The sequence below is a fragment of the Bradyrhizobium sp. USDA 4011 genome (assembly GCF_054063415.1).
The window spans coordinates 7199208-7224968 of sequence record NZ_JBSSGG010000001.1 but is presented as its reverse complement, the minus strand read 5'-3'; the positions used below and the strand labels follow the sequence as shown (position 1 = coordinate 7224968).

Here is a 25761-nt window from a genome sequence, read left to right as displayed (position 1 = left end):
GTGGGCTACCGGTTCGCGTGAAGAAAACGCGTCAAAACTGAATCTAGATATCCGTTCGGCGCAGCGCGCGCCTCAGCCCCTCGTCGAGGCTGATCGGCTGCTGCCATCCGGTGCTCGCGACCTTGGACAGATCGAGTTCGAGCGAGGCGAACAGGCTGTCATAGGCTTCCTTGCGGCCGCCCACCGTGAGCGACACTTTCAGGAGCGGCGACGGCAGCCAGAACAGGCGCGGCGAGGTTTCTGCCGCGCGGGCAAGCCGTTCGACGAACTCCCGCGTCGAGACCTGCTCGCGGTCGGCCACCAGAAACACGTCGAAATCATTTCCCGGTCGCGACAACCGATACAGAATGAACGACGCCAGGTTTTCCGCCGACAGGAACGCGCGGCGATTCTTCACAAAGGCGAGCGGGAGCGGCATGCGATTGATCACCGCGCGCTTGAGCAAGGCGAAATTTCCCTTCGCGCCGGCGCCGTAGATCAGCGGCGGCCTGATCACGGTCACCCTCATGCCGCTGCCCGGCACAATCTCCTTCAGACCAACCTCGGCGGCGGCCTTCGAGTTTCCGTAGAGGCCGCGAGGCGTCAGGACATCGTCCTCGCGAAACGGCGGGCGCCCGTAATTGCTGCGCCCATGCACCAGGATCGTGCTGACAAAAATGAAATCCCGAACGCCCGCCGCGACCGCCGAACGCGCCAGGTGCAGCGTGCCTTCGATATTGACGTTGCGATAGAGCTCGATCGCCTGTTCATCGGACTGCTGGTGAACGCGAGCCGCAAGATGAACAACGGCGTCCACGCCATCGAGCGCGGCGCGCCAATCGGTGGCGGGACTGAGCGAGCCGATCGCCACGTCGTTTGCATCCTGCAGCGGGGTGCGCACCGCGCGTCGGACCAACCAGCCATTCTGCTGCAACTCCGGCACCACGTGGCGACCGACAAAGCCGCTCGCACCCGTCACCAGAACCGTCGGCCGGCGATCATTCATGCTGTCCGCTCCACATCGTGATTGGCTAACAGCTCCGCAATCAGCGCGGCGTAGCTCGACAGGGCCCGCTCGGGACTGAAGGTCCGCGCGGTCGCGACGGCACGCTCGGCCATCGCGGCGTCCTGCGATTGCGACGACATCCTGATCGCATCGGCAAGTTGGTCGGGCCGTCCCGGCGTGACGACCCAGCCCAACCGGTTCTCGCTGACGGTCAGCGCGGCCTCGGCTTCGGGTTCGGAGACCAGGATGACGGGCCGGCCGGCTGCGAGCAGATTATAGAACCGGCTCGGGACCGATACACCGGCAACGTTCCTGCGATAGGGAATGAGCCAGACGTCCGCGCTGGACAGCAGCGCATCGAGCTCGCCATCCGCGACGCGCTCGACCAGCGTGACGTTGGCGAGCTGCGCCTCGGCCTGCATCTCCTTCAGCCGCGCAAAGCCGATGCCCCATCCCGACAGCAGGAAATGGATATCGCGCTCGTCACGCAACAGCCGCGCGGCCTCGAAGACGATGTCCGGATCGTGGGTGAAGCCGAGATTGCCGGACAGGCCGACGACGAAGCGGGCGGCGATCGCCTTGCGAAACGGATTATCGGGGCTGACGGGACGATTGCCGGGGTCGAGCGTGGCCCAGTTCGGGATGAACCTGATCTTGTCCGGTGTCATGCCGCGATAGCGCAGCAGCAGCTTCTCTGCATCGCGGCCGATCACGATGACGGCGTTCAAGGCACGGAACATCAGCGCGTTGATCGCGCGCATCGCCCGCGCGACCAGCGAGGACGGCCGCAGCAGCCCGGCCATCACGAGAACATCCGGAAACAAATCGTGCAGGATCAACGCCGACTTCGCCCCCTTCAGCCGCGCCGCGGCGGCAACCGCATAAGGCAGCGCGAAGGGAGCCGTCACCGTCAGCGCGACGTCGCCGCGTTGCAGCCGCGACAACAACGCAAAGAACATCCGTCCGGTGAACAGCGCCTCGGCCAGCGCGCGCTTGATCAGCGCCGCCTTGCCCGGCAGCCGGTTCCTGATCTCGATGACGACGGGCCGCCCGGGCGCGGGCGCCCTCGCCGAGCCCGGCATCCCGGAGACCACCACCACGTCCGCCTCCTGCGCGATCCGTTCGGCGATCGCGGACATGATCGCGGCGGTCGTGCTGTGGTCCGGCGGATAATGCTGGCTGGCGACCACGACTTTTCGGGAACTCGGCATCAATGGCTTTCGAAACGGTCCTGTCTGATCACCCGCAGGACGGCGCGGTCAGGCGGCATTCGATCCGAACTCGGGCACGGCGTCCTGAAGAACGGCACGGATGGTCACGCGGTCATCCCTCTCGATCGCATCTTCCAGCGCCGCGAGCCACTTGCGCAGCGTCGACATCGGAGGCTGGTTCGGCTTGGCGGCCATGACGCCAGCGACGCCGATTTCGAGCGTCGGCTCCTGGCTGGCGAACAGGATCTCGTTCAGCCGCTCGCCGGGACGGATGCCGCTGAACACGATCTCGACGTCGACGCCCGGTTGCAGGCCCGACAGGCGGATCATCCGCTCGGCGAGATCGACGATCTTCACCGGCTGCCCCATGTTCAGCACATAGACCGAGACGTCAGGTCGCGCCGGCGTCATGGCGTGCGTCGCGGCGGTGATCACGAGATCGCAGGCTTCGCGGATCGTCATGAAATAACGGACCATGTCCGGATGGGTGACTGTGATCGGTCCGCCGGCCTCGATCTGGGCCTTGAATTTCGGCACCACGGATCCGTTGGAGGCCAGCACATTGCCGAACCGCACCGAGATCAGCCGCATGTGCGACTTGCCCCTGGCCTCGGTCATCAGGTCATGATCCATCGCCTGACAATACATCTCGGCGAACCGCTTGGTCAGGCCGAGCATCGACACCGGCTCGATGGCCTTGTCGGTCGAGATCATCACCATGGCGCTCGCGCCCGCGGCACGCGCCGCGTCGGCGACGTTCACCGAGCCGAAGATGTTGGTCTTGACCCCTTCGCTCCAGTCGCGCTCCAGGATCGGCACATGCTTGAGCGCCGCGGCATGGAACACGATGTCGGGCTTGAATTCGCTCATCAGGCGCGTGATGCGTTCGCGATCCCTGATGTCCGCGATCCGGCCCTCGATCTCGGGGCCGCTGTCGCGCGCGGACAGCGCCTCGGTGACCGCATAGAGCGCCGGCTCCGAGTTCTCGACGACCAGGAGACGCGCCGCGCCGAAGGTCGCGACCCTCTCGCAGATCTCCGCGCCGATCGAGCCGCCGCCGCCGGTCACGATGACGGACTTGCCCTTCACCAGCGTCTCGAGCCGCGCGTAGTCGATCTTCTGGCTCGGGCGCAGCAGCAGGTCTTCGACCGCGACATTGGTGAGCCGTGGCGTATCGCCGCCCTCCAGCGACGGCAGGCGGCTGACCATCAGACCAAGCCGCTTGGCGCGCATCAGCACGCTTTCCGGATGCGCATCCGGCTCAAAGGCCGAGGGCGTCATGATCACGCGCTTGATCGGCCGCTGGCGGCTCTCGAAATCCCGAATCACGACTTCGATATCATCGATGCCGCCGACCACGGGAATGTTGCGGATCATCTGGCCGCGGTCCGCGGCCGACGGCGAGAGCACGCCGACCGGCCAGAGCCGCTTGATGGCGCCGTTCTCGATGCCGCGCAGCACGACTTCCGCGTCGGCCGTGCGTCCGACCAGCAGCGCCGACGCGGCATTGTCGGATCGGGCATGAAGCCGCGTGCGCGAATAGCGGAAGTAGCGATAGCCGAGGCGCAGCGCGCTCAGCGCGAACACCTCAAGGAAGAAGAACAGGATGATCGTGACGCGGCCGAGGAACACCGGGCTTGGCGAATTCGCTCCGGTGAAGAAGTAGACGTAATCCACCACGACCAGCGCCAGCGTCAGCACCGCTGCGACCCGCAGAATGTTCACCGCGTCCGGCAGCGAGGTGAAGCGCCATTTCGCCGTGGTCAGATTGGAGAAATAGCTGACCACGACGCTGAACAGCACGAACCAGGGCAGAATGCGCAGCAAATGCGGCAGCCGATCGGTTAGCAGGCTGCCCTCGAAGCGCAGATAGAAGCTCGCCAGCAACGCAAACGTCGTCGCGAGCGCGTCATGCGCCAGAATGAGGAAGTTGCGCAGGTGGAGTTGTGAAAGGCGCGTCATCTAACGGACGGGTTGCTGGCAACTGGGAGTTGGCGACGAGACATTGGCAGGCTGTAGCGTATCTGCGGGGCCCTTGCCAGCGATCATGGACGGATCGGAGGCTCGGGTTCCATATCCGTCCCCAACCGCCCCTTCAACGCCATGCCGCCCGCAACGCCGACGCCCAGCACATACATCCAGCCTTCATGAAAATCGAAGATGTGTGAATTAAACAACGAACTTGAAATATTCTGTACCACGACGAGGAGCCCGATCCAGTTGACGAGACCGTCGCCGCGGAACAGCAACAGGTGCAGCAGCCACATCGCGTACAGTATCGCTACACCCACAATGCCCCACTGCACGGCGACGTTCAACGTTTGATTGTGGGGGTTTCCGATCACTTCGGCGGAAGCCTGGTTCACGCCGCCGGCCGCGACGCGCTCGAACAGGCCCCGCGTCGCTCCGGTGCCGTGACCGATGACCGGAGCCTCGGCGAAGAAGCCGAGCGATTTGCGCCAGAATTCGAGCCGCAAACCAAGCGACGTCGGCTCGTTGCGCTCCATGTAGAGCTTGTAATCGCGCTGGAATGACTCGGCTGTCGCGCGCAGTTGCGGCGAGGCATACCACGCCGCCACGGACAACGCCGCGGCCGCACACAGGATCAGCGCGATGCTGCGCCAGCGCAGATGCAGCAGCGCAAACACCGCGAACATGATCGGAATCGTCACCAGCGCGGTCCGCGACACCACCACGAACGCCATGTTGGCAAGCAGGCTGAGCGCAATCCCGGTCAGCAACACGGCCGGCAGGACGCGATTGGCCCGCAACAGCATGACGATCGGATAGGCCAGCGCGACCGCGCACAGCGTGAATTCCTGGCTCTGGTCGATGTAGTTCTTGACGAAGACGCCCTGCTCGCCGGGCGCCGGCGCCCGCAGCGCGAGATGGGGATAGGCAAGCACCAGCCACGACATCAGCATCAGCAGCGTGCAGGAGACGAGGAAAGCCACGAACACCCAAGTCCCGCGGGCCGAGCGCTGGAAGTGATAGAGCAGCACCGGAAGCACCAGCAGCTTTGCTGTCGGCCCGACCGCGTACAATCTCGCGCCCCAGGCGGCGTCCGACCAGAGCGTGCCAGTGAGCGCGAGGCAAAACAGCGCGATCGGCGCCACGCAGATCGGCCGCTTCAGCAGCGTCCAGAACGCCCGCAGGTCGACGGTCGGCGCAATCGAGATCAGCAGCACCACGCCGAAGATGCCGACCAGCGAAGTCGACCACGGCAGCGACAGCGCAATCAGGACCGCGACCACGTCGGTCGTGCTCTGCCAGCGCGCCGGATCGCGCCAGGCCGGGCACGCCGCGGCGCCAGCCGGGGATGCCATGCTCGCGCTCACGCCTTGCCCTCACGGGCCCGGGCAACCAGCGACGTCGTGCTGTGGCCCTGCAGGATCTCGACCAGCACCACCTCGCCGCCGGCGGCCTCGACGATCTCGTGGCCAACCACCTGCTCGCGGGTATAGTCGCCGCCCTTGACCAGCACGCTCGGCCGCACCTTCGTGATCAGGTTGATCGGCGTGTCCTCCTCGAAGATTGCGACGAGGTCGACGGCTTCCAGCGCCGCCAGCACCTCGGCCCGGGCGCGCTCGTTCTGCACCGGACGCCCCTCGCCCTTCAGCCGCTTCACCGAGGCGTCGCTGTTCAATCCGACGATCAGGCGGTCGCAGGCGCTGCGCGCGGCGGTCAGCACCTTGACGTGGCCGGGATGCAGGATGTCGAAACAGCCATTGGTGAAGCCGATCCGCAGATCCTGCCTGCGCCATTCCTCGAGATACGCGTCGATATCGCCGCCGGCCGGGACGATCTTCTCCTCGGCCGCCAGCGAGGCGTGCGGCAGGATCTTTCGCCGCAACTCGGCGGATCTGACGATCGCGGTACCGGTCTTGCCGACCGCAACCGCGGCTGCGGCACTCGCGATCCGCAGCGCGCCGTCCCAGTCGGCACCAGCAGCCAGCGCCAGCGCCAGCGCCGCCGCGACGGTATCGCCGGCCCCGGAGACATCGCGCACCTTGACCGGCAGTGCCGGCACATGGATCGAACCGCCGTCCCGCGTCACCAGCGTCATGCCGCGCTCGCCCTGCGTCACCAGCATCGCCTCGCAATCGGCGAGAACCATCGCATCGGGCGCGGCCTGCGCGATGCTGTCCTGGCTGTCGGCGCGGCTGCGGGTCGCCTCGGCGAATTCCTTCCGGTTCGGCGTCAACACCGTCGCGCCGCGATAGATCGCGAGGTTGGCGCTCTTCGGATCGACGATCACGCGCTTGCCCGCCTGGCGCGCGGCGTCGATCACGTTGCGGATCACGCGCGCGGTCAGCACGCCCTTGGCGTAATCGGACAGCAGCACGACGTCGGCGCGCGCAAGGCGCGGCAGGATCGCGTCGATCAGTTGCTGCTCGATGGCGGCCGCGGCCGGCGCGGCCAGCTCCCAATCGGAGCGCAGCATGTGGGTCGAGAATTGTTCGGAGACGAAGCGCACCTTGCGCGTGGTCGGACGCGCGGCGTCGCGCACCAGCACGGTCTCGATGCCAGCCTCTTTCGCCAGCGCTTCGGTCAGCGCCGTTCCAGCGGCATCCTCACCGATCAGGCCGACGAAGATGCAGCGGCCGCCGAGCGCGGCGATATTGCGCGCGACGTTGCCGGCGCCGCCGATGTTGATCTCGCTGCGCCTGACCGCGATCACCGGCGCCGGCGCCTCCGGCGAGATCCGCGACACCTCGCCATACACGAACTCGTCGAGCATCAGGTCGCCGACGCAGAGCACGGTCTGGCCGGACATTGCACGCGAGATCGCTTCAAAATCGAACATCAGTCACCGTCATCCGCTCTAGCGATAGCGATCCGCGCGATCGAGGAAGCCGTTCACATAGGCCCCGACCGCGTCTTCCAACTGCGTAAAACCGCCATTGTATCCGGCGCGCCCGAGACGATCGACGACGCTCTGGGTGAAATATTGATAACTGCCGCGAATCTGCTCGGGCATGTCGACATACTGGATGTTCGGCTGCAGGCCGAGCGCGCCATAGGCCGAGACGATCAGGTCCTTGAAGCTGCGCGCCTTGCCGGTGCCGACATTGAACAGGCCGGAGACCCGCGGCGTCGCGACCAGCCACATCATCACCCGCACGACGTCGTCGACATAGATGAAGTCGCGGCGCTGATCGCCATCGGCGATGCCCTCGCGATGCGACTTGAACAGTTGCACGACGCGGCCCGCCTTGATGTCGTCGAAGCGGCGCGCCAGCACGCTCATCATCGTGCCCTTGTGATATTCATTCGGGCCGAACACGTTGAAGAATTTCAGCCCCGCCCATTGCGGCGGCAGGGGCTCACCTTTCGCAGCGCGTTCGGCGACGGCGAGGTCGAACAGGTTCTTGCTCCAGCCATACAGGTTCATCGGCCGCAGACGCTTGAGCGCCTCCACCGAACCATCGTCGTCGAAGCCCTGGTCGCCGTCGCCATAGGTGGCCGCCGACGAGGCATAGATCAGCGGGGTTCCGGTCGGGGTGCACCAGTCGAGCAGCCGCATCGAAAGACGGAAATTGGTCTCGATCACCAGATCGCCGTCGGTCGCGGTGGTCGCCGAGATCGCTCCGAGATGGAGGACGGCATCCAGCCGCCGGCCCTGCAGCCAAGCCATCAACTCGGCCGGCGGCACGAAATCGGCGATCTGGCGCTTGGCCAGGTTCCGCCACTTGCCGTCGTCCCCAAGAATGTCGCAGACCGCCACGTCGCTGCGCCCGGCGTCATTCAACGCGGCCACGACGTTCGATCCGATAAAACCGGCGCCCCCGGTTACCAGAAACATGATGAAATCCCGCCAGATTCCTTTGCAGCCGCCAGCTTTGCCCCACTCCCGCGCCGCAGGCAACGACGGCTTTACCTCACTTCGCGAACCGGTTACCGACTTGGCCGCGCCGATCCGGCTTTGGCCCGTTTAGAAATGAATATTGATTCAATATCTGACATCGAAACCCAGGATACCAAGGATACCAGACCGATCCTCGTCGTGCCCTATGTTTGGATCGGCGATTTCGTGCGCGGCCACACCGTGGTCAGGGTGCTCCGCAAGCGCTGGCCCAACCGGCCGGTCGACCTCCTGACATCTAGGCTTTGCGCCCCTTTGGTCGATTATATGCCCGGGGTCCGTGCAGCCGTCGTGTTCGACCTGCCGCGCAGCCGGCTGGCGCTGGCCCGGCAGCGGGCGCTGGCGGCCGAGTTTCGGAAGCGGAACTACGCCACCGCGCTGGTGCTGCCGCGCACCTGGAAGGCGGCCATCGCGCCGGCGCTGGCGGGCATTCCGGAGCGGGTCGGCTTCTTCGGCGAGGCACGGTTCGGCCTGATCAACGCCATGCGATGGGGCGAGAAGAAGCAGCCGCGCTTCATCGACAAGAACGCCATCCTGGCGCTGCCCGAAGGCACTCCGCGCCCGCCCGAATGGCCGGTGCCGCAGCTGCGGGTTCCCGCCGACGAGGTCGGCCGATGGCGGCAGGCCAACGGCCTCGGCACCGGTCCGGCCATCGCACTCGGACCCGGCTCGGTCGGGGTCTCGAAACGCTGGACCTATTATCCCGAAGCCGCCCGGTTGTTCGCCGAACACGGCTTCGACGTCTGGGTGGTCGGCGGCCCCGGCGAGAAGGCGCTGGCGCAGGAGATCGCCGCTGTCGGCGGCCCGCGGGTCCGCGATCTCACCGGCACCGATCTGCGCAACGGCGTGCTGGCGATGGCCGCGGCCAGCGTCGCTGTGACCAACGACTCCGGGCTGATGCACATCGCAGCCGCGATCGGCACCCCGACTATGGGCATCTTCGGCCCGACCGATCCCTATCTCTGGGCGCCCCTCAACGGCCTCGCCGCCACGGTGCGGCAGACCAAAAGCAAGCTGCCATGCCAGCCGTGCCAGCGCACGGTCTGCACCATGAACGACCATCGCTGCATGCGCGACATCCCCCCCGAAGACATCGTCGGGATCGCCGAGCGCGTGCTGGCTCAGATGAGCGTGCGATAGACCTTAGCGATCGCGTTCGCCTCCGCATCGAGGCTGAACTTATCCACAACTCGTTGGCGCGCCTGCGCGCCCATCGCCGCGGCCACGGCCGGATCGCGCATCAAGGGCTCGAGTGCCGCCACCAGCGCGTCGGCGTCCCCGGGCGGTGTCAACACGCCGGTGACCCCGTCCTCGACCACGAACTCCGCCGCGCCCGCACGCGCGGCCACCAGCGCCGCGCCTGCCGACATCGCCTCGATCAAGGTCAGGCCAAAACCTTCATTGCGCGAGGTGAAGGCGTAGATCGTCAGCCGCTGGTACCAGCGCACGACATCCTCGATCGGTAGCTCACCCGTGATGATGATGCGCGATTGCAGGCCGGCGGCCGCGATCTTCCGCTTCAGCTCATTGGCAAAGGCCAGTTGCTCCGGCACCACCGCGCCGACGATGACGGCGGTGAAATCCGGATAGCGCGGCAGCAGCCTGCACATCGCCTCGACGAACACGTCGCTGCCCTTCTGCGCGCGCACCCGTCCGAAGCAGCCGATCGCATAACGGCCCGGCAATCCGCTTTCCGCGAAGGCGTTCGCACGATCGGCCGGCGGCGCGTAACGATCTGTATCGACGCCATGCATCACCACGGTGGCGTCGCGCTTCAGATAAGAGGCCGACAGCGGGCTGGTGGCGATGATCGCATCCATGTTGCGGATCAGCCAGCGCGTCAGCCAGGTGTGATGGCGCTGCGCGGCTGACGTGAACAGCAGTTTCAGCGGCCAGCCGAGCGCGCGCAGCAGTAGGCCAACAATCATCTCGTCATTGCGCCGCGCGTGCCAGATCACAGGCCTGGCGCGCCGCCACAGCCGCAGCAGATCGACAAATCCCATCGCGTCGATGCCGTCCGGCGGATGCGAGCCGAGCCAGCCTGCGCGAAACATCTTGGCAAGCTTCGGCGCGACCATGCGGTTGGTCGCGGTGACACCCGAATAGCGTCGGTGCAGATTGGGCACGATGAGCACGAGCTCGCTGGCAGGTGTGTTCTCGATCGGCACGCAAGTCTCCGTTTCGTGCCAGTTCCTATACGCAACATTAAGCATAGTGGCCAGTTCGGCCGCCGCGAAACCCCCTCTTCACCGCACTCCCGCTAGCATCGCCGGTTAAAGATATCGGGAGAGCTATCCATGACCGTGCTCGTGACCGGCGGTGCCGGCTATATCGGAAGTCACATGGTTCATGCGCTGGTCGATGCCGGCGAGAGCGTCGTCGTCGTCGACAATCTTTCCACCGGCTTCTCCGCGTTCCTGCCCGAAGGTGTTCCGCTGTTCATCGGTGACGCCGGCGACGAGAACCTCGTCGAGGGCGTGATCGCACAGCACGGCATCGACAGCATCATCCATTTCGCCGGCTCGGTCGTGGTGCCGGACTCGATGCGCGATCCGCTCGGCTACTACCGTAACAACACCATGACGACGCGCAGCCTGCTCAACGCTGCGGTGAAGGGCGGCGTCAACCGCTTCATCTTCTCCTCGACCGCGGCCGTCTACGGCAATCCGGAGCGGGTGCCGGTGCCCGAGATCGCGCCGACGCGTCCGCTGTCACCCTATGGCTCGTCGAAGCTGATGACCGAGATCATGCTGCACGACGTCGCCTCCGCCCATGGCATGAGCTACGTCGTGCTTCGCTACTTCAACGTCGCCGGCGCCGACCCGAAGGGCCGCGCCGGTCTTGCCACCATCGGCGCCACCCATCTGCTCAAGATCGCGGTCGAGGCCGCGACCGGCCAGCGCGCCAAGATCGACGTGTTCGGCACCGACTATCCGACCCAGGACGGCAGCTGCGTGCGCGACTTCATCCATGTCAGCGACCTCGTCGAGGCGCATCGCTCGGCACTGTCCTATCTGCGCGCCGGCGGGCAATCGGTGACGATGAACTGCGGTTACGGCCGCGGCTATTCCGTGCTCGAGACGATCGAGGCGGTGCGCCGGGTCTCGATGCGCAATTTCGCGGTCGCCTATGCCGCGCGCCGGCCCGGCGACATCATGACCATGGTGGCCGACACCACCCGGATCCGCTCGCTGCTCGACTGGACCCCGCGCTACGACGATCTCGAGACCATCGCGAACCACGCGCTGGCCTGGGAGGAGAAGTTGTTCCGGGAGCGCGGGGGTGCCGCGCGACAGGCAGAATCGGCCTAAAAATCAAGCCGTTATCAAGCAGTTATTGTGCTTGAAAAAGCCCCGCCAAGCGGGCAAGGAGGTCCGCAACCCTGACGGCCCGGCGCTGCCCGCCGTCAATGGAACGCGGATGGCTCAGTTTCCAAAGAAAATTACCGACGATCCCTATGGCGCGGCGATCCTGATTCGCCGCCTGGTCACGGAACAGGGGATCACCTATTGGCGACGCTATTTGACGGCGTTCGCCCTGATGGCCGTTGCGGCCGGCTCGACGGCCGGCGCCACTTACGTGCTCGGCCAGGTGATCAACCAGGCCTATGTCGACAAGAATATCCCCGGCATCGCGATGTTTGCCGGGGTCACGGTGGCGCTGCTGTTCATCAAGGGCGTGGCGACCTACGGCCACATGGTGATCCTGTCGAAGATCAGCAACGCCATCTTGGCGCGGAACCAGCGGCAATTGTTCGCCAAGCTGATGAGCGAAAGCATCGGCTTCTTCTCGCAGCGGCACTCGTCGGAATTCCTGGCGCGGCTCACCGCCGGCGCCAAGTCGATCACCGACGTGCTCAACATGCTGGTCAACGCGATCGGCCGCGACTTCCTGATGCTGATCAGCATGGTCGCCGTCATGGTCTGGCAGGACCCGCTGATGTCGTTCATCGGGCTCGTCGCGGTGCCGCCGGCGATGCTGGTGCTGCGCAAGCTGGTGAAGCGGATCAAGGGCCTCGCCTACAACCAGTTCACCGGCACCGCCGACATCATGGAGACGATGCAGGAATCGCTGCAGGGCATCCGCACCGTGAAGGCGTTCACGCTGGAAGGCACCATGCAGCAGCGGATCGACGAGAACATCGCGATCGTCGAGCGCAATGCCAACAAGATGGCGCATGTCGCCAACCGCTCCAACCCGCTGATGGAGATGCTCGGCGGCTTCGCGGTCGCCGGCTGCCTGATGTATGGCGGCTACAGCGTGGTGGCGCTCGGTTCCACGCCGGGCCAGTTCTTCACGTTCCTGACCGCCTTCCTGATGGCGACCGAGCCGGCCAAGCGCCTGGCGCGGCTCAACATCGATCTCAACAGCCAGCTGGTCGGCGCGCGGATGCTGCTCGAGGTCGTCGACAGCCCCGCAAGCGAGCAGGCCGACGACGACAAGCCGGCGCTCAAACTCTCCGATGCGCGGATCGAACTGCGCGACGTCAGCTTCGCCTATCGCCCCGGTGAGCCGGTGCTGAACCGCTTGAGCTTCATGGCCGAGCCCGGCAAGGTCACCGCGCTGGTCGGCCCCTCCGGCGGCGGCAAATCGACGGTGCTCGCCCTGCTGCTGCGCTTCTACGAGACGCGCGAGGGCGACATCCTGATCGACGGACAGTCGATCCTGTCGGTCTCGCGCAACTCGCTGCGCCGGCAGACCGCCTATGTCGGCCAGGACGTCTATCTGTTCCGCGACACCATCCGCGCCAACATCGCCTTCGGTAAGCCGGGCGCGACCGAGGCCGAGATCGTCGACGCCGCCAAGGCTGCTTGTGCGCACGACTTCATCATGAGCTTCCCGCTCGGCTACGACACGCCGGTCGGCGAGCACGGCACGCAACTGTCCGGCGGACAACGCCAGCGCATCGCGGTCGCCCGCGCGCTGGTCAAGAACGCGCCGATCATCCTGCTCGACGAGGCCACCGCCGCACTCGACTCGGAGTCCGAGAAGCAGGTGCAGGAGGCGATCGAGCATCTCTGCCAGGGCCGCACCACGATCGTGATCGCGCACCGCCTGCACACCATCATGCATGCAGACGCGATCCTGGTGGTCGAGGGCGGCGAGATCGTCGAGCGCGGGCGGCACGACGAGCTGTTGCGCCGCAGCGGCCGCTACGCCTCGTTCTTCCGCCTGCAGCACCACCACGACCCATCGCCGCTGGCATTGGCGCCGATCAGCGCCACCGGCTAGACCGATCAAATCCACCCCAAGAGCAGCGAGACCCACATGAACGCCGCCTCCACCGTCATTCCGCTTCCTCCGCAGCCCTCGCTCCCCGTCGTCGGCGAATCCGGCGTCTATCCGGTCCGCCGCATCTGGTGCGTCGGCCGCAACTACCTCGAGCATATCAGGGAGATGGGCAATGACGAGCGTGCGCCGCCGTTCTTCTTCGGCAAGCATGCCGACATGCTGGTGCCGGATGGTGCGACGATCCCCTATCCGCCGCTGACCAAGGACCTGCATCACGAGGTCGAGCTGGTGGTGGCGATGAAGAGCGGCGGGCTCAACATTCCCGCCGAAAAGGCGCTCGAGCATGTCTACGGCTATGCCGTCGGCATCGACCTGACCCGCCGCGACCTGCAGATCGCCTCGCGCAAGAAGGAGCGGCCCTGGGAGATCGGCAAGTCGTTCGACTATTCCGCGCCCTGCTCCGCGATCCAGCCGGCCTCGAAGATCGGTCATCCCTCCAGCGGCAAGATCTGGCTCACCGTCAACGGCAAGGAAGCGCAGAAGGGCGACCTCACCGAATTGATCTGGAACGTGCCTGAGATCATCTGGCAGCTCTCGCAGCAGGTGAAGCTCGCCGCCGGCGACATCATCATGACCGGCACGCCCGCCGGCGTGTCGCAGCTACAGGTGGGCGACAAGCTCGAATGCGGCGTCGACGGCGTCGGCACGCTGAAGGTATCGATCGGCAAGCCGGAGTAGACTCCGGATCCGATCCACCAGCAGACCGCGGCCCCGAACCAAATTCGGGGCCGTTGCTATCAGAATTGCTCGTGGCCGGGATGGTTGGGGTCGCCGAAATATCCGCCACCTCCGCTGCCACCCGCGCTGTCACCGCTGTAACCCGTTCCAAGCGAGGGCTGCGGATCGACCGGCTGGCGGTGCGGGCCGCCCGAGCCGCCCGGGGGCAGTTTCGCGCCGACATTCTTCGGCGGCGCCATGTGAAGTCCGCCGGCATGTGCGGAGCTCAGCGCGGTAACGCCGAATGCGACAACGGCAGCGAAGGCAAGAAGCGAATTGCGTGTCATGCGACGTCTCCTTGAACTCGGGCCGGGCACCATGCGCCAGCTCCGAACCGCACGCTTCGCACGATTGGACTGGCCTTGCTGTGAGCTGGGTCACGCTCATTCCGCGGCCACTTCCCGGCATCGCATCGCCCGGGAAACCCCGGGCCAGAGGTCCGGGGCTTTCCGCTGCGCGTGGTCAGCGCATCGTGCCGGGCATGCAGGGCGGCTCGGTGAAGGGCGCGGTTGCGAACGATCCGACGTTCGGCGCGCGCACGCAATCGGTCGTCTTGCTGCCGACCGGTGTCGTCGTCGTTGTCGTCATCGAAGCATGGGCGCGCCGCATCGCAGCATTGTTGCTGGCGGCCGAGGCCTGAGCCGAGAACGCAGCTGCCGCAACCAGAGCAAGCGTCACGAAGGTCAATTTGGTCATTGGGTTTCTCCGCACGTGGATGAAGCCGACCGAACTCGGCTCCTGTGACCAATGACCGTAGATGCCGAGAAACTATTTCATCACGCGCGATCACCGAACCGCGAGCGCCCGATCAGATCAGGCGGATCGGGGAATACCGGAGCGGCCGAGGCGCTCCATTTCCTCGAGGCCGTGCGCAAACGCGGCGATGACGGCATGGAGATTCTGATGAGCGATCTTCGACGATTTGGCAGAGGACTCGGCCTGGCTGCAATCCTGTCCATGGCCGTGACGACCTCTTGCTTCGCACGGGCGACGGCCCAGGAGCCCAGTGCATTTGCCTCAAATGAAACCGCGACCCGGCCATGGTCGGCGCCCGTCGGTCATCGCCAGCCGCGCGCTGCCGACATTCCGGCAGCGGCGTCGGCATCGCAGCAGATCATCGATCAGGACGACGCGATCGTCGACCGCAAGATCAAGGGCATTTGCCGCGGCTGCTAGCTTCTGATGCTCTCCTGGTCCTGCGCTGCGGCCGGACCAAGATGCGTCTTCTCGTACTCGAGCCACAGCTCGAGCAACGCCATGAATGCGACCACCGCACCCGCGGCGATGGCAAAATGCATCGCGCGGGTGTGCGTGAAGCCGAGCAGCCAGGGCGAGGCGATCAGCCAGCATCCGACCAACAGATTGATCCATTCCTCCCAGATCGAGAACGCGACGATCGCCGCCAGCGACATGATCGCGATCGCGGCACCGCTGATCCTCAGATCGATCGCCGCCGTCGGGTTGGCGTGCGCAAACAGCCACGGCGCGGCGAGCAGGAAGATCGCTGCGACGAGGTTATAGAGATCGAGCGCGGACTCTTTTCGCCATTTCACCATCTACTTCTCCCATGCTGTGTTCAACTCACCGCTGCTGATGTGCGGTGGCGGCATTGATGTCCTTCCCGGTGTAGTCGGTCATCAGCGCGGTCGCGATCAGCGTGATGACGGCGCAGATCGCGATGTAGGCCGCGATCGCCATCGCCGAATGATAGGTACCGAACAGCCATGCGGCGATGAGCGGCGCCGGACCGCCGGCGATCACCGACGCGAGCTGGTAACCGAGCGAGGCGCCGCTGTAGCGCAGGCGTCCGGTGAAGCTTTCGGCGATCAGGGCGGCCTGCGGGCCGTACTGCATGTCGTGCGGAATGAGCGAAAGAATGATCGCAAGAAAGATGATCGACGCCGATCCGGTATTGAGCATCGCGAAGTAGATGAAGCCGAAGATGCCGGTCACCAATGCGCCGATCATGTACATGTTCTTGCGGCCGATCTGGTCGGACAGGTGGCCGAACACCGGGATCGAAACGAACGACAGCACCGAGGCCGAGAGCACCGCGGTCAGCAGGAAGTCGCGCGACACGTGCAGCGTGCCGATGCCATAGGAGAACACGAAGGCGGTGAAGATGTAGAATGGCGCCTGCTCGGCCATCCGCGCGAAGGCGGACAGCAGGATCTCCTTCGGATGATCTCTGATCACCGTCAGCATCGGCGTGCGGTCGAGCTGACGCTCGGCCACCAGCTTGGCGAAGACCGGCGTTTCGAGAATGCCGAGCCGAATGTAGAGGCCGACTCCGACCAGAATGATGCTGAGCGCAAACGGGACGCGCCAGCCCCATGCCAGGAACTGGTCGCCCGACATCTGGCTGAAGGCCAGTACGGCAAGATTGGCGAGGAACAGCCCGCAAGGCACGCCGAATTGCGGCCATGACGCGATCAGGCCGCGGGAGCGATCGTTGCGCGCCCATTCCATCGACATCAGCACCGAGCCGCCCCATTCGCCGCCGACGCCGACACCCTGGATGAAACGCAGCACGGTGAGGATCACGGCGCCCCAGATGCCGATGCTGGAGTAGGTCGGCACCAATGCGACCGCCGCGGTCGCCAGTCCCATCAGGAGCAGCGTCGCGATCAGCGTCGACTTGCGGCCGATGCGGTCGCCATAGTGGCCGAAGATCGCGGCACCGATCGGTCGCGCGACGAAACCGACCGCGTAGATGGCGAAGGCTTCCAGCGTGCCGACCCAGGGATCGGAATGCGGAAAGAACAGCTTTGCGAAAACCAGGCCGGTGACGGTGCTGTAGAGGAAGAAGTCATACCACTCGATCGCGGTCCCGATCGTGGAGGCGATCACCGCGCGGTGCAGCTGGAGCTGATGCTCGGATGGCGTGAGTTGGGTCGAGTCGAGGCCAAGTGTCGTCATGGGAGCATCTCCCTCGGACAAAGCCCCCGAACGGATTTTGACCGTTTGGGTCGTTTGAGTACGAACGACATGGCGGCAGCAAAGGTTCCAACAGAATGGAACGCGCAGGCTAGAACTTTAGTCGATCGTGAGCGACGCCCGGCAACGGCGCCGAAGCGGCCACAAAGTTTTCCAAATTCGAACTTAGGCGAAAACCGGGGTGACGAAGATGGTTCGGATACGTTCGTTCTCGATCAGTCTCTTTTTACTGGCGCTGTCGTCGACTTGTCCCGCCGCGGGCCAGATTCCGGATGTCAGGACCGGCGGCTCGGTCCCGACGTTGGCGCCGCTGGTCCGCCAGATCACGCCGGCTGTCGTCAACATCTCCGTGCACGGCCGGATTCGCGAGGACAACCCGCTCTACCGCGACCCGGTCTTCCGCGAGTTTTTCGACATCCCGAAGCAGATCGAGAAGGAGGTCAACGCCACCGGCTCCGGCGTGATCGTCGATGCGCAGCGCGGCTATGTCCTGACCAACAATCACGTCGTCGAAGGCACCACCGTGGTCCAGGTCACCACCAAGGACGGCCGCCAATTCTCCGCCAAGGTGATCGGGCGCGACCCGCCGACCGATGTCGCCGTGTTGCGAATCCAGGACCCCGGCGGCCTCAAGGCGCTGCCGCTCGGCGACAGCGACACGCTCGAGGTCGGCGACTTCGTGCTCGCGATCGGCAATCCCTTCGGGCTCGGCCAGACCGTGACCTCGGGCCTCGTCAGCGCGCTCGGCCGCACAGGGCTCGGCAAGCAGGGCTATGAAGACTTCATCCAGACCGACGCCGCGATCAACCCCGGCAATTCGGGCGGCGCGCTGGTCAATTTGCGCGGTGAGCTCATCGGCATCAACTCGGCCATCATCTCGCCCGCCGGCGGCAATGTCGGGATCGGGTTTGCAATCCCGGTCAATATGGCGCGGCGCGTGATGGAACAGATCGTCGCCACCGGACGGGTCGAGCGTGGTCGCATCGGCGTCGCCTTGCAGGACCTTCACCCGTCCAGCAATAAGGGCCGCACCGAAGGCGCTATGATTGCCGAGGTTGCCTCGGATTCGCCGGCGCAACGAGCCGGCCTGCGCAAGGGCGACGTCATTACGATGGCGGACGACCGCCCGATCCGCACGGCGGCGCAGCTGCGCAATCTGATCGGCCTTGCCCGCATCGGCCAGGACGTGAGATTCACGCTGCTGCGCGACGGCGCCGCCGCCAGCGCGGTGGTGAGGGTGGCGCCGCCGCTTGAGCAAAGCGGCGCGCTGGCCGGCGGGAATCGGCTGCGCTAGACATAAATTATTCTCAAGCGAACGCGTCCGCGTCGCTCCCACACCGCGGATGGCTTTTCACCCGTCAACCCTGCGTGCTGCGCCGATACGGCACGTAGCGCGGCGTCCAGACCTTGGCCTGGATACGGGCCTCGACCTGGTCGATCGGAATATCCTTGGCGAGCCCTTCCTTGTGCGCCTGCAGCGCGACCGCCAGTGCCACCGTCAGCGACACATCGCGCAGCGCACTGACCGGCGGCAGCAGATTGTGCTTCGGGTTGTAGCGGGCCGGCGAGACGCTGGCCAGCGCCTTGGCGGCGGCCATGAACATCCCGTCACTGATCCGGCTGGCGCCGACCGCCAGCGCGCCGACACCGACGCCCGGGAAGATGTAGGAGTTGTTGGTCTGGTCGACCTTGAAGCGCGCACCGTCGCGCGTGATCGGCGGGAACGGGCTGCCGACGCCGATCAGTGCCCTCCCCTCGGTCCAGGCTTCGATATCGGAAGGCGTCGCCTCCTCGCGCGAGGTCGGGTTCGACAGCGGGAAGATCACCGGCCGCTTGTTGCACTCGGCCATCGCGCGGACGATCGGCTCGGAGAACGCGCCGGCCTGGCCGGAGACGCCGATCAGCACGGTCGGCCTCGCGTTGCGCACGACGTCGAGCAGCGCGATCTTGTCGGGATGGTTGAGCTGCCAGCCCGCGATCGCCTGCTTGCTCTGGACAAACGGCAACTGGAATGGGGCGAGCCCGCTCATGCCCTCGAGCAGCAGCCCGTCGCGGTCGACCATGAAGAAGCGCTTCGCCGCTTCGCTCTCGGACAGGCCGGCGTCGATCATCGCCGCGCGGATCAGGCTGGCGATGCCGCAGCCGGCGGACCCCGCGCCGAACACCGCGACACGCTGCTCGGTCAGCGGCACGCCGGTGACGTTGATCGCGGAGAGCAAGGCACCGGTCGCGACCGCCGCGGTGCCCTGAATGTCGTCGTTGAAGGTGAGGAGCCGGTCGCGATAGCGCTCGAGCATGCGCGTCGCGTTGTTCTTGGCGAAATCCTCCCATTGCAGCAGGACGCGCGGCCAGCGCTTCACCACCGCCGAGACGAACGCCTCGATGAAGTCGTCATAGGCCTGACCGCGGACGCGCTCGTTGCGCCAGCCGATATAGAGCGGATCGGCCAGGCAGTCGGGATTGTCGGTGCCGACGTCGAGCAGGATCGGCAGGGTCGTCGCGGGATGCAGGCCGCCGCAGCCGGTATAGAGCGAGAGCTTGCCGATCGGAATGCCCATGCCGCCGGCGCCCTGGTCGCCGAGGCCGAGGATGCGCTCGCCGTCGGTGACGACGATCGCCTCGACGTGATCGAAGCGCGGATGAGCGAGAATGCGGTCGATCCGGTGCTGGTGCGGAATGCTGAGGAACAGCCCGCGCGGCTTGCGAAACAGCCGGCTGAATTTCTGGCAGCCCTCGCCGACCGTTGGCGTGTAGACGATCGGCAACAGCTCTTCCAGATTGCCGACCAGCAGCGCGTAGAACAGCGTCTCGTTGGTGTCCTGCAGTTCGCGCAGAAAGGCATAGCGCTCGATGTCGGTCTCGTAGCCGCGCAGCGCCTCGAGGCGGCGCGAGACCTGCTCGTCCAGCGTCAGGATATTGGGCGGCAGCAGGCCATGCAGGTCGAACGCCTCGCGCTCGGCCTCGGAGAACGCCGTGCCCTTGTTCAACTGCGGATCGGCCAACAGCTCGTAGCCGCTCAGCGCGGTGGTGGCGAAAGCTCCTGTAGACTCCGACATGACAAGGTCCCTCGATGCGAAATGCCTGATGTGACCCTATCACGCCCGTGTAACGGATCGGAGCGCGAAGGCATCGCGCCGCGCAAAGTTGAATGGCACCGGCGCCGCGGCTCGCGAGATGGACCTCGTGGAAGAGTGCATCAGCCCGGCGGAGTTTCGGCCAAGCGGCCATCAGTGTCTGTCCGGACTGAGGCAACGCGCTCCCGCTGCGCCTCCGGACAGACATCAACATACCTTGGTATGGCCTCTCTGATTCCTTGTGATGCCCTGTACTTACGCTCGTACAGTTGAGCGATGGCGGGCGATTTCTATACTCGCGGCCACTTCAACGGGCGACCAACGACTGCGGGTGCAAATAGTGTTCCGAGATCCGTGATCGGGATCACTGCTCCGGGACGAAAAGCGCAGCACCATCACGGGAAGCGACACGAACGCGGGTTCGAGGAACACTCACATGATTGTCAACATTCAGAAGCTGAACGGCCTGTGGCACCTCGTCGTCGGATCGTGCACGATCCGGACGCCGTTCCTGGAGACCCAGGACCGGGAGTGGGTCGTCGCCTATGCCCGGCGCGTCTACCCCGGCGCCAAGGTTTTCGAACGCGATTGATGCGGTTGCGCCCCACTACTCACGCCACGGACAAAAAGCCCCGGTTCGCTCCGGGGCTTATGCGTTCAACCCGGCGCGGCAATGGCCTTCACCGCAGCGCCGACACCACGATCAGACCGAGGATCAGCGCGGTCACGGAATATTTGAGCGTGTAGTACACGTTCCGGTTCCACGCCTTGACCTTGCGGCTGGCGAGATGGATCTCGTAGAGCTTGCCGAACACCTTGTTCAGCGCGCCGACATGCTCGCCGTCGACGTTCTGGGTCGCCGACGCCTTGACGATGTTGTGGCTGACCCAGCGATTGATCCGGGTCATGAAGCCATACTTCATCGGGCGCTCGACGTCGCAGAACAGGATGATGCGGTTGACGTCGGTCTTGTTCTCGGCGCTGTGGATGAAGGTCTCGTCGAACATGAAGGCTTCGCCGTCGCGCCAGACGCATTCGACGCCATCGACCAGGATGCGGCACGCATTCGAGTTCGGCGTCACCAGGCCAAGGTGATAGCGCAGCGAGCCGGCGAAGGGATCGCGATGCGCCCCGAGCTTGCCGCCGGGCGGCAGCATCGCGAACATCGCGCCGTGCACGTTCGGGATCGAGTTCAGCAGCTCCACCGTCTTCGGACACAGCGTGCGCGCCGAGGGCAGGAAGTCGTCGTACCATTTCAGATAGAACCGCTTCCAGCCGCTCTTGAAGAACGAGTAGAAGCCCCAGTCGTTGTTCTTGGCCGCGGCGCGGATGAAGCCCTCGTCGAACAGGCGCGTCGCCTCGTCGCGGATCGTCTCCCAATTGTCGGAGAGCTTCTTCAGCTCGGGAAACTGCTCGACCGGGATCACCGGCGTGTTCGGCACGGCGGAGCCCGCATACATCAGCACATTGTAGGGCGCGAGGTAGGTCGAGTGATCGCCGAGCTGGCGGGCGAAGCGCAGCCGCTGCTTGCCGCGGAAGTGTACGTAGAGCGTGGAGGCCGCCAGCACGTAGAGAATGACGAGCTGCGGCGCAAAGAGTTGTCTCAACATGGTCCGTCTATGATCGCAGCGCGCCGATGCTCTCCATGCACCGCCCCGTAGCAGCCTTGCCCCTCGATGGGCGGCTTAGCCCCGGGCGGCGAAGCGCAACGCCGTCCGCGAAATTCCCCTGTTCATAGTGACTTGGCACTGCCGCTGAACTCTGGCGCGAGCTCGAAGTCCTGCCGCGGTGCCATCCCGGATGAGCCATGTAAGCGTATGCTCACCAAATGTGAAGCACCGCCTCATTCGAGCGGACCGTCCTGTGGCAACATTCCCACACCTATTATTCACCATTGACAAACCGATTAGATAATTACTAATCATAGGACCGTCCGCCCGAGAACGCGGACATCAGAGGGAGGAATGATGAGACACGTTTTGGCGGCAGCCATTCTCGCGGCGATGAGCACGGCCGCGCACGCGCAGGTTTCCGATGACGTCGTGCGCATCGGGGTGCTGACCGACCTGTCGAGCTGGGGGCGCGACAATTCCGGCCCGGGCTCGGTCGAAGCGGCCAAGATGGCGGTCGAGGAATTCGGCCCCACCGTGCTCGGCAAACCGATCGAGATCATCTCGGCCGACCATCAGATGAAGACCGATGTCGGCGTCCAGATCGTGCGCGGCTGGTTCGACAACAACAAGGTCGACGCCGTCGTCGACATCCCGAACTCCGGGATTGCGATCGCCGTGCACAACATGGTGCGCGAGCGCAACAAGATCGCGCTGCTGTCCGGACCCGGCGCGAGCTCGCTGACCGACGAGCTGTGCAGCCCCAACACCGTGCACTTCACCTACGACACCTATGCGCTATCGAAGGTCACCGCCTCGGCCGTGATCGCGGAGGGCGGCAAGTCCTGGTACTTCATCACCGCGGACTACGCCTTCGGCCAGCAGCTCGAGAAGGATGCGACGCGCTTCATCAACGAGATGGGCGGCAAGGTGCTCGGCAGCGTCCGGCATCCGACCAACACGGCCGACTTCTCCTCGTTCGCGCTGCAGGCGCAGAGCTCCAAGGCCGACGTGGTGGCGTTCGCCAATGCCGGCCAGGACACCGACAATTCGATCAAGCAGTCCGGCGAGTTCGGCCTCGTGCAGGGCGGCCAGAAGCTGGTCGGCCTTCTGATGTTCGACACCGACGTGCATGCGATCGGGCTCAACGCCGCGCAAGGCACCTACATGACGACGGCGTCCTACTGGAACATGGACGAGAAGACCCGCGCCTGGTCGAAGAAATTCTACGCCCGCACCAACGTGATGCCGACCATGATCCAGACCGGCGTCTATGGCTCGGTGCTGCATTATCTCAAGGCGATCCAGGCCGCCGGCACCGATGATCCGAAAGCGGTGATGGCGAAGATGCGCGAGCTGCCGATCGAGGACACCTTCGTGCATGGCGGCAAGCTGCGCGAGGACGGCCGCGTCATCCGCGACATGTATCTGGCGAAGGTGAAGAAGCCCTCGGAATCCAAGGAGCCGTGGGACTATCTCGACATCATCAAGACGGTGAAGGGCGAGGACGCCTTCCGTCCGGTTTCCGAGTCCAAGTGCCCGCTGCTCAAGAAATAGGATCGATCGCGTGGCCAACGAAGAAACGTATGACTGCGACGCGCTCGTCGTCGGCTCCGGCTGCGCCGGGCTGTCGGCGGCGGTCACCGCCGGCCATCACGGCCTGAAGGTCCTGGTCGTCGAGAAGGAGCCGCGCTTCGGCGGCACCACCGCGCGCTCCGGCGGCTGGCTGTGGATTCCCGGCACCTCGCTGGCGAAGGCCTGGGGTATCGAGGAGAGCCCCGATCAGGCCAGGACCTATCTGCGCCACGAGGCCGGCAACAGCTTCGATGCCGCCCGGGTCGATGCGTTCCTGACCGAAGGGCCGAAGGCGGTCGACTTCTTCACGACCAAGACCGCCGTGCGCTTCGACATGCCGCTGACCTTCCCGGACTATCATGCGGAAGCGCCCGGCGGCGCGCAGGGCGGCCGCTCGATGGTGACGCGGCCATTCGACGGCCACGAGCTCGGCGATGCCCTCAAGGATCTCGGCAGTCCCCTGCCCGAGCTCACGGTGTTCGGCATGATGCTCGGCTCCGGCAAGGAGATTGTTCATTTCATGCGCGCGACGCGGTCGCTGACCTCGGCGGCCTATGTCGCCAAGCGGCTGTCGAAGCACGCGATGGACGTGATGCGCAACGGCCGCGGCATGACGCTGACCAACGGCAATGCGCTGGCCGGCCGGCTGGCGAAATCCGCCTTCGACCTCAAGATCCCGCTCTGGCTCAATTCGCCGGTGCGCGAATTGATCGTCGAGAACGGCGTGGTGCGCGGCGCGGTCATCGCGCGCGAGGGCCGCACCATCCGCGTCAACGCCAAGCGTGGCGTCGTACTCGCCTGCGGCGGCTTCCCGCATGACGTCGCGCGGCGGCAGAAGATGTTTCCGCATGCGCCGACCGGAAAAGAGCATTATTCGCCGGGCCCAACCGGCAACACCGGCGACGGTTTGCGGCTCGCGGAATCTGCCGGCGGCCGTGTCGAGGACTCGCTGCCGAATGCCGCGGCCTGGGTGCCGGTCTCGGTCACCACGCGCAAGGATGGCTCAAAGGGCGTGATGCCGCATTTCATCGATCGCGCCAAGCCCGGCGTGATCGCTGTCATGCGCGACGGCAAGCGCTTTGCCAATGAAGGCAATTCCTATCACGACTTCGTGCAGGAGATGATCAAGGCGGCGAAGCCCGGCGAGGAGATCGCGGCCTATCTCGTCTGCGATCACGAGACGCTGCGCAAATATGGCCTCGGCTGCGTGCCGCCGCGCCCGATGCCGCTCGGCCATCATCTGAAGACCGGGTATCTCAAGCGCGGCGCGACGCTGTCCGAGCTTGCCGCGCAAGCCGGCATCGACGCCAAGGCGCTCGAGGCGACCGTCGCGGCCTTCAACACGACTGCGGCGGAGGGCCGCGACCCTGTCTTCGGCAAGGGCTCGCGCGCCTACAACCGCTATCAGGGCGATGCGCTGCACGGCCCCAATCCGTGCATCGCGCCGATCCAGCACGGGCCGTTCTACGCCATCAAGATAGTGATCGGCGATCTCGGCACCTATGCCGGCATCCGGACCGACGCCAATGCCCGCGCGCTCGACGCCGACGGCCAGCCGATCGGCGGCCTCTATGCCGCCGGCAACGACATGGCGAGCATCATGGGCGGCAACTATCCCGGCGCCGGCATCACGCTGGGGCCCGCGCTGACCTTCGGCTACATCGCAGGCAAGCACATCGCCGGCGCAGCGGCAGAAAGAAGCGCGGCATGAGCACGATGGCGACCCTGCTCGCAGGCAAGCGCGCATTGGTGACCGGCGCCGCGAACGGCAACGGACGCGCCATCGCGCTCGGCCTTGCGGCGCATGGCGCCGAAATCGTGGTCGCCGACATCGATCGCGCCGGCGCCGAGCAGACCGCGGCCGACATTCGCCAGCGCGGCCGCGCCGCCTGGCCGTTCCAGCTCGACGTGACCGATGCCGAGGCGTGCTCCGCCCTGGCGCAGGGTGTGGCGCGCGAAGCCGGGCCGATCGCGATCCTGGTCAACAATGCCGGCATCATCATCCGTGAAGGGATCTCTTCCCCGCGCGCGCACGACAATTGGCGGCGGGTGCTCGACGTCAACCTGACCGGCACCTTCAACGTCACACACGCCTTCCTGCCGGCGCTGCGCGACACGCGCGGCACGATCATCAATCTCGGCTCGATTGCCTCCTTCCTTGGCGTTGCCGATACGCTGGGCTACGCGCCGTCGAAGGGCGGCGTGAAGCTGCTCACCCAGGCGCTCGCCCGCGAGCTTGCCGCCGACGGCATCCGCGTCAACGCAATCGCGCCCGGCGTGATCGAGACCGCGATGACCGAGGCGACCCGCAACGACCCTGCCCGGCTCGCCGGATTTCTGGGCCGCACGCCGCTCGGCCGCGTCGGACAGCCGGAAGAGCTGGTCGGCCCGGTGGTGTTCCTGGCGTCGGAGCTGGCATCTTATGTGAACGGCGCGACCCTGCCAGTCGACGGAGGGTTTCTCGCCGTATAGGCAAATTGTCGAAGAACTGACA

The 25761-nt window shown here is 65.5% G+C and carries 23 protein-coding genes; 10 read left to right on the top strand and 13 right to left on the bottom strand.

The genetic code is table 11. From position 1 onward, the window contains the following. Positions 1 to 43: 43 nt before the first annotated feature. The 6 genes from ACVW1C_RS34010 to rfaD all read right to left on the bottom strand — a co-directional run bounded on the left by ACVW1C_RS34010 (position 44) and on the right by rfaD (position 8002). Entirely contained in the window at positions 44 to 985 is a 942-nt protein-coding gene (locus ACVW1C_RS34010) for an NAD-dependent epimerase/dehydratase family protein (RefSeq protein WP_456762007.1), read from the bottom strand. Then, positions 982 to 2196, bottom strand: coding sequence for a glycosyltransferase family 4 protein (locus tag ACVW1C_RS34005; RefSeq protein WP_456762006.1), 1215 nt, complete (start codon positions 2194 to 2196; stop codon positions 982 to 984). The genes ACVW1C_RS34010 and ACVW1C_RS34005 overlap by 4 nt, the downstream gene beginning before the upstream one ends. A 48-nt stretch (positions 2197 to 2244) precedes the next feature. Further along, the gene (locus ACVW1C_RS34000; protein WP_456762005.1) at positions 2245 to 4158 is read right to left on the bottom strand and encodes an SDR family NAD(P)-dependent oxidoreductase; all 1914 of its coding nucleotides are present in this window, start codon (positions 4156 to 4158) and stop codon (positions 2245 to 2247) included. 83 nt (positions 4159 to 4241) lie between these two features. Continuing rightward, the gene (locus tag ACVW1C_RS33995) at positions 4242 to 5522 is read right to left on the bottom strand and encodes an O-antigen ligase family protein (RefSeq protein ID WP_456762004.1); all 1281 of its coding nucleotides are present in this window, start codon (positions 5520 to 5522) and stop codon (positions 4242 to 4244) included. 8 nt (positions 5523 to 5530) lie between these two features. Then, a complete protein-coding gene (gene rfaE1 / locus ACVW1C_RS33990; protein WP_456762003.1) occupies positions 5531 to 7003 on the bottom strand; it encodes a D-glycero-beta-D-manno-heptose-7-phosphate kinase in 1473 nt (490 codons plus the stop codon). Between the two features lie 18 nt (positions 7004 to 7021). Further along, positions 7022 to 8002 (bottom strand): ADP-glyceromanno-heptose 6-epimerase, encoded by a 981-nt coding sequence (gene rfaD, locus ACVW1C_RS33985; RefSeq protein WP_456762002.1) that lies wholly within the window; start codon positions 8000 to 8002, stop codon positions 7022 to 7024. Between the two features lie 135 nt (positions 8003 to 8137). On the opposite strand from rfaD, the gene waaF reads away from it, so the two are divergent. Continuing rightward, positions 8138 to 9202 (top strand): lipopolysaccharide heptosyltransferase II, encoded by a 1065-nt coding sequence (gene waaF / locus ACVW1C_RS33980; RefSeq protein ID WP_456762001.1) that lies wholly within the window; start codon positions 8138 to 8140, stop codon positions 9200 to 9202. Here waaF and ACVW1C_RS33975 read toward each other — a convergent pair. Then, on the bottom strand, positions 9184 to 10230 hold the full coding sequence (locus ACVW1C_RS33975) for a glycosyltransferase family 4 protein (RefSeq protein ID WP_456762000.1): 1047 nt from the start codon (positions 10228 to 10230) through the stop codon (positions 9184 to 9186). The two genes, waaF and ACVW1C_RS33975, sit on opposite strands and share 19 nt — an antisense overlap. Positions 10231 to 10359: 129 nt before the next feature. On the opposite strand from ACVW1C_RS33975, the gene galE reads away from it, so the two are divergent. From galE to ACVW1C_RS33960, 3 genes are all read left to right on the top strand, one after another. After that, on the top strand, positions 10360 to 11373 hold the full coding sequence (gene galE, locus ACVW1C_RS33970; RefSeq protein WP_456761999.1) for a UDP-glucose 4-epimerase GalE: 1014 nt from the start codon (positions 10360 to 10362) through the stop codon (positions 11371 to 11373). Positions 11374 to 11482: 109 nt separating this feature from the next. Beyond that, positions 11483 to 13294 (top strand): ABC transporter ATP-binding protein, encoded by a 1812-nt coding sequence (locus tag ACVW1C_RS33965; RefSeq protein ID WP_456761998.1) that lies wholly within the window; start codon positions 11483 to 11485, stop codon positions 13292 to 13294. Between the two features lie 36 nt (positions 13295 to 13330). Then, complete coding sequence (locus ACVW1C_RS33960) at positions 13331 to 14032, top strand: fumarylacetoacetate hydrolase family protein (RefSeq protein WP_456761997.1); 702 nt, start codon at positions 13331 to 13333, stop codon at positions 14030 to 14032. Positions 14033 to 14091: 59 nt separating this feature from the next. Here ACVW1C_RS33960 and ACVW1C_RS33955 read toward each other — a convergent pair whose 3' ends face one another. Both ACVW1C_RS33955 and ACVW1C_RS33950 read right to left on the bottom strand, forming a co-directional pair. Next, on the bottom strand, positions 14092 to 14358 hold the full coding sequence (locus ACVW1C_RS33955; protein WP_456761996.1) for a hypothetical protein: 267 nt from the start codon (positions 14356 to 14358) through the stop codon (positions 14092 to 14094). A 175-nt stretch (positions 14359 to 14533) separates the two neighbouring features. Next, the gene (locus ACVW1C_RS33950) at positions 14534 to 14767 is read right to left on the bottom strand and encodes a hypothetical protein (RefSeq protein ID WP_456761995.1); all 234 of its coding nucleotides are present in this window, start codon (positions 14765 to 14767) and stop codon (positions 14534 to 14536) included. A gap of 207 nt (positions 14768 to 14974) precedes the next feature. Here ACVW1C_RS33950 and ACVW1C_RS33945 point away from each other — a divergent pair, with 207 nt between their 5' ends. Further along, a complete protein-coding gene (locus tag ACVW1C_RS33945; RefSeq protein ID WP_456761994.1) occupies positions 14975 to 15247 on the top strand; it encodes a hypothetical protein in 273 nt (90 codons plus the stop codon). Here the strand turns inward: ACVW1C_RS33945 and ACVW1C_RS33940 are convergent. Together ACVW1C_RS33940 and ACVW1C_RS33935 are read right to left on the bottom strand one after the other, a co-directional pair. Next, positions 15244 to 15627 (bottom strand): SPW repeat protein, encoded by a 384-nt coding sequence (locus ACVW1C_RS33940; RefSeq protein WP_456761993.1) that lies wholly within the window; start codon positions 15625 to 15627, stop codon positions 15244 to 15246. The genes ACVW1C_RS33945 and ACVW1C_RS33940 overlap by 4 nt on opposite strands. Positions 15628 to 15652: 25 nt before the next feature. Then, positions 15653 to 16990: an MFS transporter gene (locus ACVW1C_RS33935; RefSeq protein WP_456761992.1), complete on the bottom strand. Its 1338-nt coding sequence runs from the start codon at positions 16988 to 16990 to the stop codon at positions 15653 to 15655. 208 nt (positions 16991 to 17198) lie between these two features. Here ACVW1C_RS33935 and ACVW1C_RS33930 point away from each other — a divergent pair, with 208 nt between their 5' ends. After that, positions 17199 to 18302 (top strand): trypsin-like peptidase domain-containing protein, encoded by a 1104-nt coding sequence (locus tag ACVW1C_RS33930; protein ID WP_456761991.1) that lies wholly within the window; start codon positions 17199 to 17201, stop codon positions 18300 to 18302. Between the two features lie 64 nt (positions 18303 to 18366). On the opposite strand, the gene ACVW1C_RS33925 is transcribed toward ACVW1C_RS33930, so the two are convergent. Next, the gene (locus ACVW1C_RS33925) at positions 18367 to 20064 is read right to left on the bottom strand and encodes an NAD-dependent malic enzyme (RefSeq protein WP_456761990.1); all 1698 of its coding nucleotides are present in this window, start codon (positions 20062 to 20064) and stop codon (positions 18367 to 18369) included. Positions 20065 to 20518: 454 nt separating this feature from the next. On the opposite strand from ACVW1C_RS33925, the gene ACVW1C_RS33920 reads away from it, so the two are divergent. Beyond that, positions 20519 to 20674: a hypothetical protein gene (locus ACVW1C_RS33920; protein WP_173637640.1), complete on the top strand. Its 156-nt coding sequence runs from the start codon at positions 20519 to 20521 to the stop codon at positions 20672 to 20674. A gap of 88 nt (positions 20675 to 20762) precedes the next feature. Here the strand turns inward: ACVW1C_RS33920 and ACVW1C_RS33915 are convergent, their stop codons facing one another. Next, positions 20763 to 21692, bottom strand: coding sequence for an aspartyl/asparaginyl beta-hydroxylase domain-containing protein (locus ACVW1C_RS33915; RefSeq protein WP_456761989.1), 930 nt, complete (start codon positions 21690 to 21692; stop codon positions 20763 to 20765). A 354-nt stretch (positions 21693 to 22046) separates the two neighbouring features. Between ACVW1C_RS33915 and ACVW1C_RS33910 the strand changes: the two genes are divergently transcribed. The 3 genes from ACVW1C_RS33910 to ACVW1C_RS33900 are packed head-to-tail and all read left to right on the top strand — an operon-like array spanning position 22047 to position 25739. Further along, on the top strand, positions 22047 to 23249 hold the full coding sequence (locus tag ACVW1C_RS33910) for an ABC transporter substrate-binding protein (protein ID WP_456761988.1): 1203 nt from the start codon (positions 22047 to 22049) through the stop codon (positions 23247 to 23249). Positions 23250 to 23259: 10 nt separating this feature from the next. Continuing rightward, positions 23260 to 24978, top strand: a complete 1719-nt coding sequence (locus ACVW1C_RS33905) for an FAD-dependent oxidoreductase (protein WP_456761987.1) — start codon at positions 23260 to 23262, stop codon at positions 24976 to 24978. Further along, positions 24975 to 25739, top strand: a complete 765-nt coding sequence (locus ACVW1C_RS33900; RefSeq protein WP_456761986.1) for an SDR family NAD(P)-dependent oxidoreductase — start codon at positions 24975 to 24977, stop codon at positions 25737 to 25739. Before ACVW1C_RS33905 ends, ACVW1C_RS33900 begins: the two co-directional genes overlap by 4 nt. Positions 25740 to 25761: the final 22 nt, after the last annotated feature.

What these genes read in the sequence shown, in the direction of transcription:
- ACVW1C_RS33960 (WP_456761997.1), top strand. Translation starts at nt 13,331, where the DNA reads ATGAACGCCGCCTCCACCGTCATTCCGCTTCCTCCGCAGCCCTCGCTC.
- ACVW1C_RS33955 (WP_456761996.1), bottom strand. Translation starts at nt 14,358, where the DNA reads ATGACACGCAATTCGCTTCTTGCCTTCGCTGCCGTTGTCGCATTCGGC.
- rfaE1 (WP_456762003.1), bottom strand. Translation starts at nt 7,003, where the DNA reads ATGTTCGATTTTGAAGCGATCTCGCGTGCAATGTCCGGCCAGACCGTG.
- waaF (WP_456762001.1), top strand. Translation starts at nt 8,138, where the DNA reads ATGAATATTGATTCAATATCTGACATCGAAACCCAGGATACCAAGGAT.
- rfaD (WP_456762002.1), bottom strand. Translation starts at nt 8,002, where the DNA reads ATGTTTCTGGTAACCGGGGGCGCCGGTTTTATCGGATCGAACGTCGTG.
- ACVW1C_RS33945 (WP_456761994.1), top strand. Translation starts at nt 14,975, where the DNA reads ATGAGCGATCTTCGACGATTTGGCAGAGGACTCGGCCTGGCTGCAATC.
- ACVW1C_RS33930 (WP_456761991.1), top strand. Translation starts at nt 17,199, where the DNA reads ATGGTTCGGATACGTTCGTTCTCGATCAGTCTCTTTTTACTGGCGCTG.
- ACVW1C_RS33925 (WP_456761990.1), bottom strand. Translation starts at nt 20,064, where the DNA reads ATGTCGGAGTCTACAGGAGCTTTCGCCACCACCGCGCTGAGCGGCTAC.
- ACVW1C_RS33965 (WP_456761998.1), top strand. Translation starts at nt 11,483, where the DNA reads ATGGCTCAGTTTCCAAAGAAAATTACCGACGATCCCTATGGCGCGGCG.
- ACVW1C_RS33915 (WP_456761989.1), bottom strand. Translation starts at nt 21,692, where the DNA reads ATGTTGAGACAACTCTTTGCGCCGCAGCTCGTCATTCTCTACGTGCTG.
- galE (WP_456761999.1), top strand. Translation starts at nt 10,360, where the DNA reads ATGACCGTGCTCGTGACCGGCGGTGCCGGCTATATCGGAAGTCACATG.
- ACVW1C_RS33940 (WP_456761993.1), bottom strand. Translation starts at nt 15,627, where the DNA reads ATGGTGAAATGGCGAAAAGAGTCCGCGCTCGATCTCTATAACCTCGTC.
- ACVW1C_RS33900 (WP_456761986.1), top strand. Translation starts at nt 24,975, where the DNA reads ATGAGCACGATGGCGACCCTGCTCGCAGGCAAGCGCGCATTGGTGACC.
- ACVW1C_RS33950 (WP_456761995.1), bottom strand. Translation starts at nt 14,767, where the DNA reads ATGACCAAATTGACCTTCGTGACGCTTGCTCTGGTTGCGGCAGCTGCG.
- ACVW1C_RS33920 (WP_173637640.1), top strand. Translation starts at nt 20,519, where the DNA reads ATGATTGTCAACATTCAGAAGCTGAACGGCCTGTGGCACCTCGTCGTC.
- ACVW1C_RS34005 (WP_456762006.1), bottom strand. Translation starts at nt 2,196, where the DNA reads ATGCCGAGTTCCCGAAAAGTCGTGGTCGCCAGCCAGCATTATCCGCCG.
- ACVW1C_RS33935 (WP_456761992.1), bottom strand. Translation starts at nt 16,990, where the DNA reads ATGACGACACTTGGCCTCGACTCGACCCAACTCACGCCATCCGAGCAT.
- ACVW1C_RS33910 (WP_456761988.1), top strand. Translation starts at nt 22,047, where the DNA reads ATGATGAGACACGTTTTGGCGGCAGCCATTCTCGCGGCGATGAGCACG.
- ACVW1C_RS33995 (WP_456762004.1), bottom strand. Translation starts at nt 5,522, where the DNA reads ATGGCATCCCCGGCTGGCGCCGCGGCGTGCCCGGCCTGGCGCGATCCG.
- ACVW1C_RS34010 (WP_456762007.1), bottom strand. Translation starts at nt 985, where the DNA reads ATGAATGATCGCCGGCCGACGGTTCTGGTGACGGGTGCGAGCGGCTTT.
- ACVW1C_RS34000 (WP_456762005.1), bottom strand. Translation starts at nt 4,158, where the DNA reads ATGACGCGCCTTTCACAACTCCACCTGCGCAACTTCCTCATTCTGGCG.